An 18,469-nucleotide genomic window follows, 5' to 3' on the forward strand; every position below is an offset into this window, starting at 1 on the left:
ATATTCGAAAAATTTGAATGTATCACCGACAAGGCAGGATTGAACTCAAATAATAGAGATAAAAAAAGCGCGGCTCATAAAGAAACCGCGCTTAAGCCCGTCACAGGCTGAATTACGTTACATCTCTACATGTAAACAAGACACTGCGTGTGTGTCATTACCTTGAATCGTTGGTTTGGTTTGCGCACACGCCTCTGTTGCCTGTGGGCAACGAGTGCGGAACACACAACCAGACGGCGGATTCATCGGTGAAGGCAGGTCGCCTTCAAGCATTTGAATGGTTTTCGCGCGCTCCAACTTTGGATCTGGAATGGGCACAGCCGACATCAATGCGCGTGTGTATGGGTGTTTAGGGTCCGCAAACAAGGCTTCAGAGGTGCCGAGTTCAACCGCATTACCCAAGTACATCACCAAAACACGATCAGAAATGTGTTTTACCACCGAAAGGTCATGCGCAATGAACACCAAAGAAAGGCCTAGCTCTTTTTGCAGTTCTTTCAAAAGGTTAACTACCTGAGCTTGAATAGATACGTCAAGTGCTGAAACCGGTTCATCACAGATGATCATTTTCGGATTGAGGATCAGAGCACGTGCAATACCGATACGCTGACACTGACCACCAGAAAACTCGTGTGGATAGCGGTTAATCACGTTAGGTAGCAGACCCACTTTGGCCATCATCTCTTTCACGCGAGACTTCACTTCCTGCTTACCAAGTTCAGGGTAGAAGGTTTCTAGTGGCTCAGCGATGATGTCACCGATGGTCATACGCGGGTTAAGCGAGGCAAGCGGATCTTGGAAAATCATCTGCATGTCTTTGCGTGTTTCGCGACGTTGCACCTCTTTCATCTTAGTGAGGTCTTGGCCTAGCCATACCACTTCACCTTCGGTCGCGTTCACCAGACCAATGATGGCACGTGCGAAAGTCGACTTACCACAGCCGGACTCGCCCACTACGCCGAGGGTTTCACCTTCGTAAAGACGAATGTTCACACCGTCAACCGCTTTTAGATTTGACGGTTTACTCCATGGCCATGCGGATTTAGGGGCGATACTAAAGTGAACCTTTAGATTTTTGACATCCAGTAGGATTTTTTTCTGTTGTGCACTCATTTTGTCCAAGCCTCCCATTCAGAAAAACACGCACGTTGACGACCATCGGCAAATGGGGTCAGGATTGGCGCTTCACGCTTACAACGATCCATTACGCGATGGCAACGCTCTTGGTAAGGGCAGCCAGGCGGTAGGCGCAGTAGGTTTGGCGGGTTACCAGGAATGGTTGGCAGAATCTCACCTTCGGTATCCAAACGTGGGATCGCCTTAAGTAGACCTTCCGCATATGGGTGGCTTGGGTTGTAGAAAATTTCATCTACTGTGCCGTATTCCATAGTACGACCAGCGTACATAACCAGCACTTTGTCACAAGAGCCAGCCACCACGCCAAGGTCATGGGTGATCATGATGATGGCGGTGTTGAACTCTTGCTTCAGCTCGTTGAGCAGATCCATGATCTGCGCTTGAACCGTTACGTCAAGCGCAGTCGTCGGCTCATCGGCGATCAACAGTTTGGGACGGCACAATAGCGCCATCGCAATCATCACTCGCTGACGCATACCGCCAGAAAACTCATGCGGGTACATGGTAATACGCTTGCGCGCTTCTGGAATCTTAACCGCTTCTAGCATGCGTACAGACTCTTCAAACGCCTCTGCTTTACCCATGCCTTTATGCAGCATCAACACTTCCATAAGCTGATCGCTTACCTTCATGTATGGATTCAGCGAGGTCATTGGATCTTGGAAGATCATCGCAATCTGTTCCGCACGGACTTTGTTCAGTTCTTTCTCTGAAAGGTTCAGAATTTCTTTACCTTCGAACTTTGCGCTGCCAGAAATGATACCGTTTTTGGCCAGCAGACCCATGATCGCAAATACGGTTTGCGACTTACCCGAGCCCGATTCACCTACGATACCGAGCGTCTCACCTTGTTTTAGGGAGAAATTTAAATCGTTTACTGCGGTGACGATACCATCTTGCGTGGTGAATTCGACGCGCAGATCTTTGACATCTAATAAGCTCATCATTGCTTCCTTAATCTTATCGTTCTAATTATCGGTCTTTTGGATCCAGCGCATCGCGCAAACCGTCACCGACATAGTTGAAACAAAATAGCGTTAAAACCATGAATAAAGCTGGGAAAAGTAACTGCCAAATGGCTACTTCCATCGTGTTCGCGCCTTCTTGCAGAAGCGCGCCCCAACTCGTCATCGGCTCTTGTACACCTAGACCAAGGAAAGAAAGGAAAGATTCCGTCAGAATCATGCTTGGGATAAGTAACGTTGAATAAACAGCAACCAAGCCCAGCACATTAGGAACAATGTGGCGAGTGATGATTTTCCACTTGCTCACACCACAAACATGCGCCGCTTCAATAAACTCTTTGCTACGTAAGCTCAAGGTTTGGCCACGTACAATCCGTGCCATATCTAGCCAAGCAATCGCACCTATCGCTACAAAAATCAGCACAATATTACGGCCAAAAAATGTTACGAGTACAATCACTAGGAACATGAATGGGATCGCGTAAAGAATTTCCAAAATACGCATCATAATACGGTCAGTGCGGCCACCAATGAAGCCAGATGCCGCGCCATACAACGTACCGATCAACACCGCTACGAGTGCCCCCATGATGCCGACCATTAATGAGATACGACCACCAACGAGCGTTCGAACAAATAGGTCTCGACCCAGCGCATCGGTACCAAACCAGTGTTCAGCAGAAGGCGCTGCGTGCATGGCATACCAATCAGTATCTTCGTAGGTATATGCCGAAAACATCGGCAGAAAAATCACCGCTAAAGTGATCAAAAACAGAATGAATAGGCTCACCATTGCCGCTTTATTGCGCATAAAACGGATACGTGCATCTTGCCAAAGACTGCGACCTTCCACTTCCAACGCTTGCGAGAAGTTGTCGATCGCTTCTAAATTTTCTTTTTTAGTCAACATATTACTCACCCAATTAGTAACGAATCTTCGGATCGATATAGGCCAATAAGATATCGACGATCGCGTTAAACAAAATAAAGAGGAAACCGATAAGAATGGTTACACCCATAACGAGAGAATAATCGCGGTTGAATGCCGCGTTGACGAATAGCTTACCAATACCCGGCAAACCAAAAATGGTTTCAATAACAACAGAACCCGTGATGATACCCACAAAGGCAGGCCCCATATAGGAAACAACAGGTAACATAGCCGGTTTAAGGGCATGTTTTACTACGATGTAACTGTAGCTAAGACCTTTAGAACGAGCCGTACGAATAAAGTTGCTGTTGAGTGTTTCAATCATTGAACCACGGGTAATACGAGCAAAAGTTGCTACATACAATAACGACATACCTAGCACTGGCAGTGCCATGTACTTGAAACCACCATCATGCCAACCACCAGCGGGGAACCAACCTAAGTTTATGGAGAAGATGTAAATCAATACTGGGGCTAACACAAACGATGGCATGACGACTCCGAGCATCGCGGTCGACATTATCGTGTAATCAACCCAGGTGTTTTGCCTCAATGCCGCTATGGTTCCAACCGTAACCCCCATTATCACGGTGAAAAAAAACGCGGCTAAACCGATTTTTACTGATACTGGCAAAGCACCCGCAATCAGTTCGTTAACCGTATAGTCTTTGTATTTGAATGAAGGACCAAAATCACCCTGAACGATATTGGTGAGATACGTTAAGTATTGCTCAGAAACTGGCTTATCTAAGCCATACTTGGCGTTGATGTTGGCCATTACTTCTGGTGGCAAAGGACGCTCTGATGAAAATGGGTTACCTGGCGCATAGCGCATAAGAAAGAAAGATATTGTGATCAACACCAACATGGTTGGGATCGCTTCAAATATCCTTTTTGCGATGAATTTAAGCATAAACTCACTCTTTCAGTCTGTGACAGTTTAAATGAAAACAGACGCTGCATGTGTGTACCACATGCAGTGTCTATATAGTTATAGTTTTATTTGCCGATTAGTTGGCTTTGATGTACAAATCTTTCGCGTAAATTTTGTCTTCCGCGTTGTTGTATGGGTAACCACCCACTGCAGGCGACACTAAGCGTGATTTAACGTACTGGTAGATAGGAGCGATTGGCATATCACGCGCCAGTAGCTTTTCTGCTTCAACGTAAAGTTTTTGGCGCTCTTCTTCTGAAGTCGATGCGATCGCTTTTGCCATCACTGCATCATACTCTGCACTCTGATACTTAGGATCATTTGAAGAGTTGTTGGACTTCATAAGAGTCAAGAATGATGACGCTTCGTTGTAGTCACCACACCAACCCGCGCGAGTCACATCAAAGTTACCTTGGCGACGAGTATCTAGGTAAGTTTTCCACTCTTGGTTTTCCAACGCAATGTCAACACCAAGGCTGGTTTTCCACATAGATTGGATCGCGGTAGCAATTTTCTTGTGGTTCTCAGAAGTGTTGTAAAGTAGCGTGAATTTCAATGGGTTAGCTTTTGAGTAGCCCGCTTCTTCCAACAGTTTCTTCGCTTCAGCAATACGCTCTTTCTGCGTCATCTTGCCGTAAGCTGGCATCTCTGGGCTGAAACCTGCTGTGATTTCTGGCGTCAAGAAGTACGCTGGTTTTTGACCTTGACCAAGAATCGCGTTTGAAATTACATCACGATCGATTGCGTAAGAAAGTGCTTTACGTACACGAACATCATCAAATGGCGCTTTAGCGTTGTTGAAACCGTAGTAATAAGTACACAAATCACCTTTCACTTGAACGGACTCAGAGTGCTCTTTCTGAAGACGTTTAAAGTGCTCCAGTGGCAGTTCATTGGTAATGTGGATCTCGCCAGATAGGAAACGGTTCATTTCTGCCACTTGGTTTTCAATTGGCAAGTAAGTCATCTTAGTCAGAACCGTGTTTTTGTCATCCCAGTACTGAGCATTGCGTTTTAGCTCAAGGCGCTCATTCACTACCCACTTATCGAGAACAAATGCACCATTGCCGACATAATTCTCTGCTTTGGTCCACTGATCGCCAAATTTTTCAACCGTTGCTTTGTGAATTGGCTTAGTCGTGGTGTGTCCCATCATCATGACGAAATAAGGAACTGGAGCTTCAAGCTCAACAACAAGCGTTTTGTCATCAAGAGCTTTCGCGCCCAACGTTGACTTATCTTTCTGTCCAGCGATGATCTCTTTGGCGTTTTTCATCTTGGTGTATTCCATATACCAAGAGTATGGCGATGCCGTTGCTGGATCGACAGCACGTTGCCAGCTGTATACGAAGTCTTCCGCGGTAACAGGGTCGCCATTAGACCATTTTGCATCTTTACGTAGATGGAAAGTGAAAGTCTGGTTGTCTGTTGTTTCCCAACTTTCTGCTACGCCTGGGATTACATTACCATTAGCGTCCTGGTTTACTAGACCTTCTAACAGGTCACGAATAACGTTCGACTCTGGAACACCTTCGGTTTTGTGCGGATCAAGTGAGGCAACTTCAGTACCGTTACCACGAACAAGTTCTTGTTTAGCAGCTAGTTTCGTTCCAGCAGGTACGTTTGCCGCAAAGGCAGAAAGAGAGGTTGTTGCGAATGTTAGACCAGCACCAAGAAGAAGTGCTTGTGTGATTTTGTTCTTATACATGCATAAACTCCAAGTTTTATTTTTGCATCCATGACTTCTCTGTTTAACACTGAACGGCAGTGTTTTAGAACTTTTTAGCTTCGTTTTAGAACTGAAGACATCAAAAGATTCGTAGAGATTGCGGCACACATTAGCAATCATTGAAGTAATTTGCCATAAAAATGTAGCAAAAAACTCAATAATCCTAAGCATTACCCTATTGTGTAGCACCTTATTCCAGCATATTAATTTCTTGCGGTTATTTTCATTTACCCAATCAATAAGCAGTAGCTATAAGTGCCAATTAATCTAAAAAATAACCAGATGATAGCATCTTGTGCTAGACAATCGATAAAAAATTAACATTTAAGATACATATCGTCTAACGAATTATGACGATTGTTTTGTTAGAAAAGTGGAGAGTGTGAAGGTAGTCACTGAACCGAAATTACGTTCCATAAAATAGTGAGCGTACATATTGTGTTCCATCAGCATAAAAAAACGACGGGGATAACCATCGTTTTTGTTAGTTCGGCATTGTGTTGATTTGCTTGAGGCTAAGAGTGCCATCGATCAGCGGCTTGCTTATCCGATGCTCTCGATTCTACCCATCTTGTTGCTTCTGTGGTTCGCTCTTTCTTCCAAAATGGCGCTTTGGTTTTGAGATAATCCATCACAAACTCACAAGCTTCAAAAGCGGCGCCGCGATGTGCGCTTGAAACACCGACATAGACAATTTGATCGCCAATATCGAGATCACCCACTCGGTGAATAACGCGAACATTCAGTAGAGGCCAACGCTGTTCTGCTTGATCACAGATCTCTCCTAACGCTTTTTCTGTCATACCAGGGTAATGCTCTAAGGATAGACCAAGCACGTTATCACCCAAGTTCATGTCGCGAACTTTGCCAACAAACGTGACAACAGCCCCAGCCTCTGTCCCTTGAGATAAGAGTGAATACTCTGCTGCGATGTCGAAATCTTCGACTTGAACTGAGATACGATTATCCACGTTACCCCCCTGTCACGGGAGGGAAAAAGGCCACTTCGTCACCATCTTGCAGTGTTGTTTCCAGTGGAACGATCGACTGATTGACTGCAGCAAGTAATTTGCCCGCCTCTAAAGCAAGCGCCCACTTCCCTTCTTGCTCCGCCAAATACGAGCGAAGTGATTCAACAGTAACAAAGTTTGGCTCCACTTCTATCGAGTCCACTCCCACCAACTCACGGGTTTGAGCGAAGAATAAAACTGTAATCATGCTTCTACCTTAAAGTGTCCAGACTTACCACCCGTTTTCTCTAACAAGCGCACAGGGCCAATCACCATGTCTTTTTGTATCGCTTTACACATATCGTAAATTGTCAGAGCGGCGACCGACGCTGCGGTCAGCGCTTCCATCTCGACACCCGTTTTTCCCGCTAGCTTGCAAACCGATTCGATACGCACTTTATTTTCCGCTTCGATGGCTTCTAGCTGTACTTCCACTTTTGACAGCAATAACGGATGACACAATGGGATCAAATCCCAAGTTTTCTTCGCCGCTTGTATGCCTGCGATTCTCGCCGTGGCAAACACATCCCCTTTGTGATGCTGACCAGAAACAATAAGCTGTAATGTCTCTGGTGCCATATGCACAAACGCTTCCGCACGTGCTTCGCGTACCGTTTCAGCTTTGGCAGACACATCCACCATGTTTGCTTCGCCAGAGGCGTTGATGTGAGTAAACTGGCTCATGGGCTCTCCTTTATACGCTCAGGTGAGGCATAAAGTTGCAAGGACGATGGCTCGCATCCAATTGTTGCTTGATGATTTTAGTCCAACCCGTACGACAAGCCCCCGTTGAGCCAGGCATAGCAAAAATCACTGTATGATTTGCAAAACCGGCAATCGCACGAGATTGAATCGTCGAAGTGCCAATTTCTTCATAAGAAACAAGACGGAACAACTCACCAAAACCTTCAACCTCTTTGTCGAAAAGCGGTTTTAGAGCTTCAGGAGTACTGTCGCGAGAAGTGAATCCGGTACCACCAGTGATCATGATCGCTTGCACGTTTTCATCTGCGATCCACTGTGAAACAATGGCGCGAATCTTATACATATCATCGATAACAATCTGCTTATCAACAACGTTGTGACCCGCTTCTTTCGCATTTTCAACGAGGTAAGCACCTGAAGTATCATTTTCTTCTGTACGTGTATCAGAAACAGTGAGAACCGCGATATTAGCGGCTTGGAATTTACTTTCTGCGTGACCCATGTGTTCACCTTCTCTCAGTTAAATTGGTTGCGTCGCTAGCAATTAGTGATTGCTAGCTGGATTATTTGATTTTGCGGATCAGCCGCCAATTGAAGCCAAATGTGGCGTCATGCCGGTATTGCCATCGTTTAAGAAATGGCTCACGGATTTGGTTTGCAGCTCCGTTTGAATTCGTTCAATAAGTGCTGACTCCTGAGAGTCCTGTTGGAGCAAATCTCTGAGCTCGACACCTCGGTCACCAAATAGACATAAGTGCAATTTGCCTTTGGCTGATACTCTCAGGCGATTACAACTCGCACAAAAATCTTTCTCATACGGCATGATGAGGCCAATTTCACCTTGATAATCTGGATGCACGAACACCTGTGCTGGGCCATCGTTAACGGCTTTGACTTTCAGCAGCCAACCATTAGCGATGAGATGATTTCGAATGGAGACACCAGATACATGATGCTGTTGAAACAGCTCGTCCATTTCGCCAGTTTGCATCAGTTCGATAAAACGCAATTGGATGGGGCGATCTTTAATCCAATGTAAAAACGCAGGCAACTCGTTGTGGTTGAGATCTTTCATCAACACAACGTTGACTTTCACTTGTTCAAAACCCACGTCGAACGCACGATCAATCCCTGCCATCACTTGGTGAAATTTGTTTTCGCCGGTGATTTGGTGGAACATGCGAGGATCCAAACTATCCACGCTGACATTAATCTGATTCAGACCAGCGTCTCGCCATTCACCAATGTGTTTTTCCATCCGATAGCCATTGGTAGTCGTGGCCACTCGTTTGATGCCCTGAGTTGAAGCAACTGTATGGATAATGTCCGTAAAATCTTTGCGCAGACTTGGCTCTCCGCCAGTAATACGCACTTTACTTGTTCCGCAATCGGCAAAGGCTTTTACGATACGGCGAATTTCAGCGAGGTTTAAAAAAGACGAGTTTTTCTGCCCCGAAGGTTGGTAACCATCAGGTAAACAGTAAGTACATTTGAAATTACACACATCCGTCACAGACAGACGCAAGTAATAGAATTTGCGGTGGAATCTATCTTCGAATTGTTGCGCCACGGAACACCTTTCCAAACACGGGAGGCGTAGTCATTTCCAAGTACGCCCTTGTGACCTTTTGCCACTGGCTTAAGCCGCGTATTATTCAGCACTTGATGCCAAATAACTTAGCAAGTTAAGCTCGGAGTTATGGCAACCCTTGACCCGATTGATCAAGTGGTAGCTTTGCCCGTTAAAATACTTAATATTTGTAGTGGAATCTAGCTCTAATCGAGAAAAACCTCACTAAACCCACAATTTACCACCTTGTGAGTACCTGTTATTAACGGGATACTCTAAATTGTAGTTGGTTATGAAAAAATAAGAAGAACAGGATGAACATATACGCTTCCAAAAAAGTCGTCGCGGTTGGCGGCGGTCATGGCTTGGGAAGGATGCTCGCGGCTCTCAAAGAGTTTGGCGGCAATGCAACAGGTATTGTTGCCACCACCGATAACGGTGGTTCAACAGGCCGAATACGCCATTGCCAAGGTGGCATTGCATGGGGTGATACCCGCAACTGTATTAATCAATTAATTACTGAGCCCTCTATCAGCTCAATGATGTTTGAATATCGCTTCAAAGGCAGTGGAGAGCTTGACGGCCACAACCTCGGCAATCTAATGCTCACCGCGCTCGACAACTTATCCGTTCGCCCACTAGATGCGATCAATTTGGTTCGCGACATGCTAAAAGTGCAAGTCAATATTTTACCGATGTCTGAACACCCATCCGACCTGACCGCTCTATCAACTGACGGAAGATGGGTAACTGGTGAGACTAACGTCGACGAAATGGAAACCGACTTACGCCGCTTGGATCTCTCCCCAGAAGTGCCGGCCACCAAAGAAGCCATCACGGCACTTGAAGAGGCCGATGCCATCATCCTTGGCCCCGGCAGTTTTCTAACCAGTATTATGCCGCCATTGTTGCTGCCTGAACTTGGCAAAGCGATTGCCAAAAACACCAAAGCCAAATTGATCTTTGTTGCAAACTTAAGCCCAGAGTTTGGCCCGGCCGGCCGTATGAGCTTCAAAGAGAAACTCGAATGGTGTGAGCGTGCATGCCAAGGACGAAAGATAGACGTAGTCCTAGGGGATACCGAGCATCCTGAGTTGAAAGATCGCTGGCACTTTGTGACTCAATCACTTGCCTCTGCGAATCGTGACTGGCGTCATGATCGGAAAAAACTGCGTCTTGCTATCGAGCAACAACTCTTAGCAGACATTTAAAACGCAGCCCTAATAAAAAACGGCTCTTTAAATAAGGAGCCGTTTTTGATCAGAATATTTTTGCCTGCCAAGCTAAATAGGCGTGTCGGGTGTTGTGTAAGTGATCAATCATCGCAACGACATCGACCATCTCTTCAAAATCATCATTCTGCTTTGCTCTGGCGTCAATCTCAACCGCATACGCACATAATGAATCAGCTCCAAAGCTGGCTGCACTGCTCTTTAGAGCATGACTGATCTCTTTCAAGTAACTGAGTTTATCGCTGTAAGTCGCGTCACAAAGTACCTTGAGATAGCTTTCTAACTCACCCAAAAAAATCTCCAATAACATCGGCACATTTTCTTGACCAATTTCTTCACTGAGCGAAGCAATTTTCTTCTGGTTTAATAATTCCATTAGGCTTTCTGTTTTTCTTCTTTCACGTTCCACGCTTGCAATTTGCGATAAATGGTTGAAGGGCTAACATCTAAATAACCTGCGGCTCGTGGAATATTGCCGTCACAAGCTTTAATCGCCTGTTCTATCGCCATTTTTTCAGTGATCCACAAAGGGCAAATATCGGTCACTGAAATCAAATCCTCAGAAAGCTGTAGGGCCATGTCCTTGCGCTCAAACGGTTGGTTGAGCGGAGGTGGCAGCATTTCCATGGTAATTTCTTTACCATTATTCAGTACCACAATGTTTCTCAGTACGTTTTGTAACTGACGAACATTGCCCGGCCATTCGTATTCGTTAAAACGGTCAATGACTGGTTGAGAAAAACGCACAAAATTCTTCCCTTCTTCATGTGACATATAGCCTAGTAGAGAATAGGCAATTTCGATCACATCCTCGCCGCGCTCACGCAGAGGCGGAAGGTGAAGAGGAATCACGTACAAACGATAATACAAATCCTCACGAAAACGCCCTTCTTGCACTTCTTTCCAAGGATCTCGGTTGGTCGCGCAGACAAATCGTACATCGACACTCTTCATTTTGGACGAACCAACCTTTTGGAAGGTGCCGGTTTGAATAAAACGCAACAACTTGGTTTGCAAATCCAAGTCCATTTCACACAGCTCATCCAGGAAAAGCGTGCCGCCATCGGCCAGTTCTGCAGCGCCCTGGCGATCGGTCGCCGCACCGGTAAACGCCCCTTTGACGTGACCAAACAGCTCACTTTCAATCAAATCTTTAGGAATGGCTGCACAGTTAATAGCTATAAATGGTTTATCGCCTCGTCGGCTGGCGGCGTGTATCGCTTCTGCACACACCTCTTTACCTGTACCACTTTCACCCGTGATAAAGATGCTTGCTTTACTGCTCGCCGCCGAGTCAATGGTTCGATAGACCTGCTGCATTTTTTGACTACTACCGATAAAGCCTTGATAGTTCTGACTTCCTGCACTGTCTGAATCATTTTTTAGCTTGCTCGCTTTGCGGATGGCATTGTTCACCGTGACCCGAAGCCTGTCAGCTTCACAGGGTTTGATCAAGAAATCCTGAGAACCATGTCGCATCGCTTCCACAGCAGTGTCAATTGACCCATGTGCGGTCATGAAAATAATGGGAACATCTGGGTGACTCGCTTTTACGGCGTGCAATACGTCCATACCTGTCATATCCGGCAGACGTAAGTCCAACAAGATTAGATCGGGAATTCGATGTTTAAGACTATCGATAGCATCGCGGCCAGTCCCCACAATATTAATATCGATACCCAAAGGCATTAAATAGGAACGGTACAGGGCTGCTACTGAGGCGGTATCCTCTACCATAAGCAAATAGCGCTGCTTCGTTGTGGTGATTTGTTGCATAGTCTAGCCAATTGTTATTTGTGTTTTGGATAATAATCGCATTGCGCGATGCATTTTGCAAATTTCAATTGTATTTTATCGCCACACACACCATTTTTGCGCTACTTAGCGTGCTTACAACTGGCATAAACCATGCAGTACAAAAGATGGCCCCTCGGGTCACCTAGCCAACTGACGTTGTTAGTGAACCTAGTGTTCACAATTGATAGCCAATAGTAAAAATGACTGTTGGCTTTTTTTTGTTCACTTCAAGCGCTAATTCACCACGCTCTGGTTAGCTGTTAGCAATAAACTGCTGGCGCAACTTTTCAATTTCATCACGCTTCTGCGCGGCTAACTCAAATTCCAAATCCTGAGCGTGTTTGTACATTTGCGCTTCCAGTTTTGTGATTTCTTTTTCCAGTTGCTGTGGCGTCAACACATTATAGGATTGTGATGGTTCAGCCACTTTCGACAACGGCACCGTTTTGCTCACTTTCTGCTTGCGGGATTTCGTAATATCGCCCAGCTCCATGATATCTTTGATATTACGCTTCAAGGCTTGAGGCTGAATGCCCATCTTTTCATTGTGCGCTTGCTGTTTCTCACGGCGTCGTTCCGTTTCATCCATCGCTTTCTTCATCGATTTGGTGATGGAGTCTGCATACAAGATCGCTTTACCATGGAGGTTACGGGCTGCACGGCCAATGGTCTGAATCAATGAGCGCTCTGAACGTAAAAAGCCTTCTTTATCAGCATCGAGAATCGCAACCAAAGACACTTCGGGCATGTCGAGGCCCTCGCGTAACAAGTTAATCCCCACCAACACATCGAACTCCCCTAGCCTCAAGTCACGAATGATCTCCACTCGTTCAACCGTGTCGATATCAGAGTGTAGGTAACGCACTTTCACATCGTGCTCATGCAAGTATTCAGTTAGATCTTCCGCCATACGTTTGGTCAGTGTTGTCACTAACACGCGTTCATCTTTCACCGCGCGGATGCGGATCTCAGAAAGCAGATCATCCACTTGAGTCGCCACTGGTCGCACTTCCAGTACAGGATCGAGCAATCCGGTCGGACGCACCACTTGGTCAGCAATTTCGCCCGCACTTTTCTCTAGTTCGTAATTACCCGGAGTGGCTGAAACGAAAATAGTTTGTGGCGCAAGCGCTTCGAACTCTTCAAATTTCAATGGTCGATTGTCCAATGCTGAAGGCAAACGGAAACCATATTCAACCAAGGTCTCTTTCCGTGAGCGGTCACCTTTATACATTGCGCCAATTTGTGGCACTGTCACGTGAGATTCATCAATGATCAACAAACCGTCGTGTGGTAAGTAGTCAAATAACGTTGGAGGCGGCTCACCTTCCGCTCGACCGCTGAGATAACGCGAGTAGTTTTCGATGCCAGAGCAGAATCCCAGCTCATTCATCATTTCAATATCGAATTGGGTACGCTGACTAATACGTTGCTCTTCCAACAATTTATTGTTGTCACGCAAGTAAGTTTGTCGCTCACGCAGCTCTTGTTTGATGTTTTCAATCGCCTGCAGAATACGCTCTCGAGGTGTGACGTAGTGAGTCTTAGGGTAAATCGTAAAGCGGGGTAAATCGCGTTGTTTGACCACTCCGGTCAGTGGATCAAACACACTGATGCAGTCGATCTCATCATCAAACATCTCGATGCGCACCGCATCTTGGTCCGATTCAGCCGGAAAAACGTCGATCACCTCTCCGCGCACGCGAAATTGGCCTCGTTCAAAAGCAATATCGTTACGGCTATATTGCAGCTCAGCCAAACGGCGCAGTATGTCGCGTTGATCCATCACATCACCACGGCGTATATGCAACATCATTTGCAGGTAGGCCTCGGGATCACCCAAACCATAAATAGCCGAAACAGAGGCGACGATAATGGCGTCTTTTCGCTCCAATAACGCTTTGGTGGCAGATAAACGCATTTGTTCAATATGAGCGTTGACCGATGAGTCCTTCTCTATAAAGGTGTCGGTGGTTGGCACATAGGCTTCAGGTTGGTAATAATCGTAGTAAGAGACAAAATATTCGACCGCGTTATTGGGGAAAAACGCTTTCATCTCACCGTAAAGTTGGGCGGCAAGGGTTTTGTTTGGCGCAAGCAGGATTGCTGGGCGTTGCGCTTGAGCAATCACATTCGCCAAGGTAAATGTTTTACCGGATCCCGTCACCCCGAGTAAGGTTTGGTGAGCCAAGCCAGCATCCAACCCTTCTGTCAGTTGTTTGATCGCCGTTGGTTGATCTCCCGATGGCGCATAGTCAGAAACCAGATCGTAAAGTTTGCTCATTTTTCCTCTCACTACTGCACAACGTAAAAACTGTATAAATATACACTCCCATATCAAAGAAACATAGAAGCAATTTTCGACTGTGTACGCTTGATAGATCGTGCCGAACATGTTCGATAAAACGCTGTCAATTGTATTGTGGAACAGCCTAACGATTACATGACATTTTTCTAGCTTATCAATTTCAGTTCTGTTATTCTCCTACGCCCTACTAGCGCTCTCATCACTAACCTAGTCGTAATACCATCCACATCTTTTCCCCATCAGCACCCTTTTAAATGAGCCTTTACTAAATTACCACTTATTTATCCACATCAAGACACACCTCTACAGATATAAAATAAAGTCTGAATATCATTACCTTATAAGAAAATCACACACGCTTACCTTTAGAGCTTAAACTCAAATTCAAGCCTCGCAGTACATTGCTCAAGATTAACTCACACAGTTATCCACAATTTTGGTGGATAAGTAAAGCAAGACCAAACCCTACAAGGGGTTCAGGAAAGTAAAGTGTTTTTTTTGCTTTTTTTTGACAGCAAATCTCAATATCAGTATTGACACGTATAGCGCTGCTCGTTAGCGATCGCACCACTTTCACTCAAGGCCATCATCCTCCTTACCTAAGCTGACAGAGCGACGAAGTTTGCTCCCTGCGCCGCGGAGTTGAGCCCAGCTGGCGGAGACGAACTTTTTCAAAACAACCCTTCTTGGTATCGGGTGTTTTGTTCATTTGCAGCGCCATATTTTTTCTTGCCCTAAACAAACGAACCGATTACGAAGTATAAAATTCCGTCAGCTACTCAAAACCTTACCTTTCATTGGTTGTTATTACCCGGACAAAGCACGATAATATCGGGATCGGATTTGCAGAACGTAATAATTATGACCGAATATATTTTGTTGTTGATTGGCACCGTCCTCGTAAACAACTTTGTACTGGTGAAGTTTCTCGGATTGTGTCCCTTCATGGGCGTGTCAAAAAAATTGGAAACCGCAATTGGTATGGGCTTGGCAACGACCTTTGTCCTTACTATGGCTTCCGTGTGCGCTTATCTTGTTGAAAGCTACATTCTTGAGCCATTGCACATCGAATACCTACGAACCATGAGCTTTATTTTGGTGATTGCGGTGGTGGTCCAGTTTACGGAAATGGTGGTTCACAAGACCAGCCCAACCCTCTATCGCCTGCTGGGTATTTTTCTACCTTTGATTACCACCAACTGTGCCGTGTTGGGGGTTGCTCTACTGAATATCAATGAAAACCACTCGTTTGTTGAATCCATCATCTATGGTTTTGGTGCAGCGGTTGGTTTTTCTTTAGTACTGATTCTGTTTGCTTCGATGCGTGAGCGCATTTCTGCAGCGGATGTGCCTGCGCCTTTTAAAGAGGCTTCCATTGCGATGATTACTGCAGGATTAATGTCGCTAGCGTTTATGGGCTTTACGGGGTTGGTGAAATAAGATGACAACCATCATGATTGCCGTGCTAGCCATTGCACTGCTGGCTACGCTATTTGGCGCTATCCTTGGTTTTGCCTCAATTCGCTTTAAAGTCGAAGCGGATCCAATCGTGGATCAAATCGATGCCATATTGCCACAAACGCAATGTGGTCAGTGTGGCTATCCTGGTTGCCGTCCTTACGCAGAAGCCATCGCGAATGGAGACAGCATCAATAAGTGCCCACCAGGAGGCCAAGCGACCATTGAGAAACTGGCCGATCTTATGGGCGTTGAAGCGGAAGAATCCGCCCATGATCTTGAAGGCAAAGTGAAAACGGTCGCTTTCATCCATGAAGATATGTGCATTGGCTGCACCAAATGTATACAAGCTTGCCCAGTCGACGCTATTGTCGGCGGAACAAAAGCACTGCATACCGTTATCAAAGACGAATGCACGGGATGTGATTTATGTGTCGCGCCCTGTCCAACCGACTGTATCGAAATGATCCCATTGGAGACCACCACGGAAACATGGAAGTGGCAGCTTAATGCTATACCTGTGGTCAATATTTCCGAAGCTAACCCTAACTCTGCCACCAGCAGAGATCAGAATAACTAAAGGGCAAAGAAGATGTTGTCTTTAATTGAACAAATTCGTACAGGCGCGCTTTGGGATTTTCCAGGTGGTGTTCATCCTGCGGAAAACAAACGCCAGTCAAACCAGCAGCCTTTGGTGCACGCAGCGCTAGCCAATGAGATTGTGTTACCGCTCAAACAACACATCGGCAAACCGGGAAACATCTTGGTCAACGTAGGCGATCACGTCTTAAAAGGGCAATTGCTCACCCAATCGAATGCCGGTTTTACACTTCCAATTCACGCCTCGACTTCCGGAACCATAACAGCTATTGAAACACGCACAGTGGCGCACCCTTCTGGTTTGAGCGAAATGTGTGTGGTCATCACGCCAGATGGCCAAGATACTTGGTGTGAAAAACAACCTGTCATCGATTATTCACAACAAAACAGCGACTATCTTTTGGATGTGATTCGCATGGCGGGCATTTCCGGAATGGGAGGCGCAGGCTTTCCGACCGCGAAAAAAATCCAATCTGGCTTAGGCCGAACAGAAATTTTGATTGTCAACGCGGCAGAATGTGAACCGTACATCACCGCAGACGACAAGCTTTTGCAAGAACACGCGGAAGAGGTTCTACAAGGTATCGAAATTGTAGAACACATTTTGCAGCCTAAACTTACCATCATCGGAATTGAAGATAACAAACCCGAAGCAATTAAAGCCCTTGAATCAGCCGCACAAAATAGAGACATCGTTATTCGTGTTATCCCCACCAAGTACCCCTCTGGTGGCGAAAAGCAGCTGATTAAGGTTCTGACAAATAAAGAAGTTCCCGCGGGCGGTATTCCTGCGGATATTGGCATCCTTGTTCAAAATGTCGGATCGCTGTACGCGATTAAGCGCGCGGTAATGGACGGCGAACCAATGGTCAATCGAGTCGTCACCTTAACGGGCAACACCTTCGAGACACCACGTAACGTTTGGGTACCGCTGGGCACACCAGTACATGCTTTATTAGAACAATTTGGCTACCAAGCAGACAAAAAGTTACCACGTTTGATCATGGGCGGTCCGATGATGGGCTTTAGCCTGCCTCATGCAAACGTTCCGATCACCAAAACGTCCAACTGTATTTTGGCTCCAACCCGCAAAGAGATTTCTCCTGCGGGTTACGAAATGGAATGTATTCGCTGCGGCGCATGCGCTGAAGCTTGTCCTGCTTCACTGCTTCCTCAGCAGCTACAATGGCACGCTAAAGCCGAAGAGTTCGACAAGTGTGAAGAGCTAAACTTAAAAGATTGTATCGAATGTGGCGCTTGTGCCTTTGTGTGCCCAAGTGAAATCCCGCTTGTCAGCTATTATCGTCAAGCTAAAGCCGAAATTCGGACGCGCGCTCAAGAAGCTGACGCAGCAGAACGTGCCAAACTGCGCTTTGAAGAGAAAAAAGCACGCATGGAGCGCGAAAAAGAAGAACGCGAGAATCGCTTTAAGAAAGCCGCGGAAGATCGCCGTAAGGAAATGAAATCCACGGGAGGCGACGACGCCATTGCCGCCGCCATCGCTCGTGTTAAAGCGCAAAAAACTCAAGATAGCGAGCAAACACCAAGCGTTAAACCGGCAGTTGCTGCAGCCATTGCCAAAGCAAAAGCCAAACAAGCCGCCGCAGCTGACTCCGGTTCGTCTGAACCAGACAATTCAGAAATGGTGAAGTTACGCGAAGAACGTAAGCGTCTTGCTCGCGAGCGAAAAGCAGAGAAAGAGCAATCTAAAACCCCAGACTCTGAAGAGCAAGGGGATAAAAAATCTGCCGTTGCCGCCGCCATTGCAAGAGCAAAAGCGAAAAAAGCGCAGCAACCACCACTTGCTTCATCCGAATCATCGGCGGATGAACCTGAAGATAAGAAAGCCGCTGTTGCTGCAGCGATTGCTCGCGCCAAAGCACGAAAAGCGCAGCAAACAGACGAACCTGCACCTGAGCAAAACCGCGAAGAATCGCAAGCAGCAGAAGACGATCCTAAGAAAGCGGCCGTCGCCGCGGCGATTGCCCGTGCCAAAGCACGAAAAGCGCAGCAAATAGACGAACCTGCACCTGAGCAAAACCGCGAAGAATCGCAACCAGCAGAAGACGATCCGAAGAAAGCGGCAGTCGCTG

General features: G+C 46.2%; 17 protein-coding genes and 1 riboswitch. Of the genes, 4 read left to right on the forward strand and 13 right to left on the reverse strand.

Going from position 1 to position 18,469, the window contains the following annotated elements; genetic code table 11:
- Positions 1-117: 117 nt before the first annotated feature.
- From oppF to moaA, 10 genes are all read right to left on the reverse strand, one after another.
- Positions 118-1,113, reverse strand: coding sequence for a murein tripeptide/oligopeptide ABC transporter ATP binding protein OppF (gene oppF, locus LZU85_RS09820; protein WP_176297536.1), 996 nt, complete (start codon positions 1,111-1,113; stop codon positions 118-120).
- Positions 1,110-2,081: an ABC transporter ATP-binding protein gene (oppD, locus tag LZU85_RS09825; protein WP_176297535.1), complete on the reverse strand. Its 972-nt coding sequence runs from the start codon at positions 2,079-2,081 to the stop codon at positions 1,110-1,112. The genes oppF and oppD overlap by 4 nt, the downstream gene beginning before the upstream one ends.
- Before the next feature lie 28 nt (positions 2,082-2,109).
- Complete coding sequence (gene oppC, locus LZU85_RS09830) at positions 2,110-3,012, reverse strand: oligopeptide ABC transporter permease OppC (protein WP_080526208.1); 903 nt, start codon at positions 3,010-3,012, stop codon at positions 2,110-2,112.
- A 13-nt stretch (positions 3,013-3,025) separates the two neighbouring features.
- Positions 3,026-3,946: an oligopeptide ABC transporter permease OppB gene (oppB, locus tag LZU85_RS09835; protein WP_080526207.1), complete on the reverse strand. Its 921-nt coding sequence runs from the start codon at positions 3,944-3,946 to the stop codon at positions 3,026-3,028.
- Positions 3,947-4,043: 97 nt separating this feature from the next.
- Complete coding sequence (locus tag LZU85_RS09840; protein WP_176297534.1) at positions 4,044-5,675, reverse strand: ABC transporter substrate-binding protein; 1,632 nt, start codon at positions 5,673-5,675, stop codon at positions 4,044-4,046.
- 536 nt (positions 5,676-6,211) lie between these two features.
- Positions 6,212-6,667, reverse strand: a complete 456-nt coding sequence (gene moaE / locus LZU85_RS09845) for a molybdopterin synthase catalytic subunit MoaE (protein ID WP_176297533.1) — start codon at positions 6,665-6,667, stop codon at positions 6,212-6,214.
- Position 6,668: 1 nt separating this feature from the next.
- Complete coding sequence (gene moaD, locus LZU85_RS09850) at positions 6,669-6,914, reverse strand: molybdopterin synthase sulfur carrier subunit (protein ID WP_176297532.1); 246 nt, start codon at positions 6,912-6,914, stop codon at positions 6,669-6,671.
- Complete coding sequence (gene moaC / locus LZU85_RS09855; RefSeq protein ID WP_176297531.1) at positions 6,911-7,390, reverse strand: cyclic pyranopterin monophosphate synthase MoaC; 480 nt, start codon at positions 7,388-7,390, stop codon at positions 6,911-6,913. The genes moaD and moaC overlap by 4 nt, the downstream gene beginning before the upstream one ends.
- A gap of 10 nt (positions 7,391-7,400) precedes the next feature.
- A complete protein-coding gene (gene moaB / locus LZU85_RS09860) occupies positions 7,401-7,913 on the reverse strand; it encodes a molybdenum cofactor biosynthesis protein B (RefSeq protein ID WP_176297530.1) in 513 nt (170 codons plus the stop codon).
- Positions 7,914-7,991: 78 nt separating this feature from the next.
- Complete coding sequence (gene moaA, locus LZU85_RS09865; RefSeq protein ID WP_176297529.1) at positions 7,992-8,981, reverse strand: GTP 3',8-cyclase MoaA; 990 nt, start codon at positions 8,979-8,981, stop codon at positions 7,992-7,994.
- Positions 8,970-9,120, reverse strand: a riboswitch (molybdenum cofactor riboswitch). (Overlaps the previous gene by 12 nt.)
- A 175-nt stretch (positions 9,121-9,295) precedes the next feature.
- Between moaA and LZU85_RS09870 the strand changes: the two genes are divergently transcribed.
- A complete protein-coding gene (locus tag LZU85_RS09870; protein ID WP_176297528.1) occupies positions 9,296-10,192 on the forward strand; it encodes a YvcK family protein in 897 nt (298 codons plus the stop codon).
- A gap of 49 nt (positions 10,193-10,241) precedes the next feature.
- Here the strand turns inward: LZU85_RS09870 and luxU are convergent, their stop codons facing one another.
- The 3 genes from luxU to uvrB form a co-directional block, all read right to left on the reverse strand.
- Positions 10,242-10,589, reverse strand: coding sequence for a quorum-sensing phosphorelay protein LuxU (gene luxU / locus LZU85_RS09875; protein ID WP_176297527.1), 348 nt, complete (start codon positions 10,587-10,589; stop codon positions 10,242-10,244).
- Positions 10,589-11,989: a quorum-sensing sigma-54 dependent transcriptional regulator LuxO gene (luxO, locus tag LZU85_RS09880; RefSeq protein ID WP_176297526.1), complete on the reverse strand. Its 1,401-nt coding sequence runs from the start codon at positions 11,987-11,989 to the stop codon at positions 10,589-10,591. Before luxO ends, luxU begins: the two co-directional genes overlap by 1 nt.
- A gap of 274 nt (positions 11,990-12,263) precedes the next feature.
- Entirely contained in the window at positions 12,264-14,294 is a 2,031-nt protein-coding gene (gene uvrB, locus LZU85_RS09885; RefSeq protein ID WP_176297525.1) for an excinuclease ABC subunit UvrB, read from the reverse strand.
- Between the two features lie 885 nt (positions 14,295-15,179).
- On the opposite strand from uvrB, the gene rsxA reads away from it, so the two are divergent.
- The 3 genes from rsxA to rsxC all read left to right on the forward strand — a co-directional run.
- Positions 15,180-15,758 (forward strand): electron transport complex subunit RsxA, encoded by a 579-nt coding sequence (rsxA, locus tag LZU85_RS09890; protein ID WP_237286976.1) that lies wholly within the window; start codon positions 15,180-15,182, stop codon positions 15,756-15,758.
- Between the two features lies 1 nt (position 15,759).
- A complete protein-coding gene (gene rsxB / locus LZU85_RS09895) occupies positions 15,760-16,356 on the forward strand; it encodes an electron transport complex subunit RsxB (RefSeq protein ID WP_237286977.1) in 597 nt (198 codons plus the stop codon).
- Between the two features lie 12 nt (positions 16,357-16,368).
- A partial coding sequence (gene rsxC, locus LZU85_RS09900; protein ID WP_237286978.1) for an electron transport complex subunit RsxC occupies positions 16,369-18,469 on the forward strand: 2,101 nt, incomplete at its 3' end.

Origin of the sequence: Vibrio floridensis, assembly GCF_021852965.1 — a bacterium.
GTDB classification, from domain to species: Bacteria; Pseudomonadota; Gammaproteobacteria; order Enterobacterales; family Vibrionaceae; genus Vibrio; species Vibrio floridensis.

Coding starts and splice junctions, on each gene's coding strand:
- oppF (WP_176297536.1), bottom strand. CDS start 1,113: ATGAGTGCACAACAGAAAAAAATCCTACTGGATGTCAAAAATCTAAAG.
- oppD (WP_176297535.1), bottom strand. CDS start 2,081: ATGAGCTTATTAGATGTCAAAGATCTGCGCGTCGAATTCACCACGCAA.
- oppC (WP_080526208.1), bottom strand. CDS start 3,012: ATGTTGACTAAAAAAGAAAATTTAGAAGCGATCGACAACTTCTCGCAA.
- oppB (WP_080526207.1), bottom strand. CDS start 3,946: ATGCTTAAATTCATCGCAAAAAGGATATTTGAAGCGATCCCAACCATG.
- LZU85_RS09840 (WP_176297534.1), bottom strand. CDS start 5,675: ATGTATAAGAACAAAATCACACAAGCACTTCTTCTTGGTGCTGGTCTA.
- moaD (WP_176297532.1), bottom strand. CDS start 6,914: ATGATTACAGTTTTATTCTTCGCTCAAACCCGTGAGTTGGTGGGAGTG.
- moaC (WP_176297531.1), bottom strand. CDS start 7,390: ATGAGCCAGTTTACTCACATCAACGCCTCTGGCGAAGCAAACATGGTG.
- moaB (WP_176297530.1), bottom strand. CDS start 7,913: ATGGGTCACGCAGAAAGTAAATTCCAAGCCGCTAATATCGCGGTTCTC.
- LZU85_RS09870 (WP_176297528.1), top strand. CDS start 9,296: ATGAACATATACGCTTCCAAAAAAGTCGTCGCGGTTGGCGGCGGTCAT.
- luxU (WP_176297527.1), bottom strand. CDS start 10,589: ATGGAATTATTAAACCAGAAGAAAATTGCTTCGCTCAGTGAAGAAATT.
- luxO (WP_176297526.1), bottom strand. CDS start 11,989: ATGCAACAAATCACCACAACGAAGCAGCGCTATTTGCTTATGGTAGAG.
- uvrB (WP_176297525.1), bottom strand. CDS start 14,294: ATGAGCAAACTTTACGATCTGGTTTCTGACTATGCGCCATCGGGAGAT.
- rsxA (WP_237286976.1), top strand. CDS start 15,180: ATGACCGAATATATTTTGTTGTTGATTGGCACCGTCCTCGTAAACAAC.
- rsxB (WP_237286977.1), top strand. CDS start 15,760: ATGACAACCATCATGATTGCCGTGCTAGCCATTGCACTGCTGGCTACG.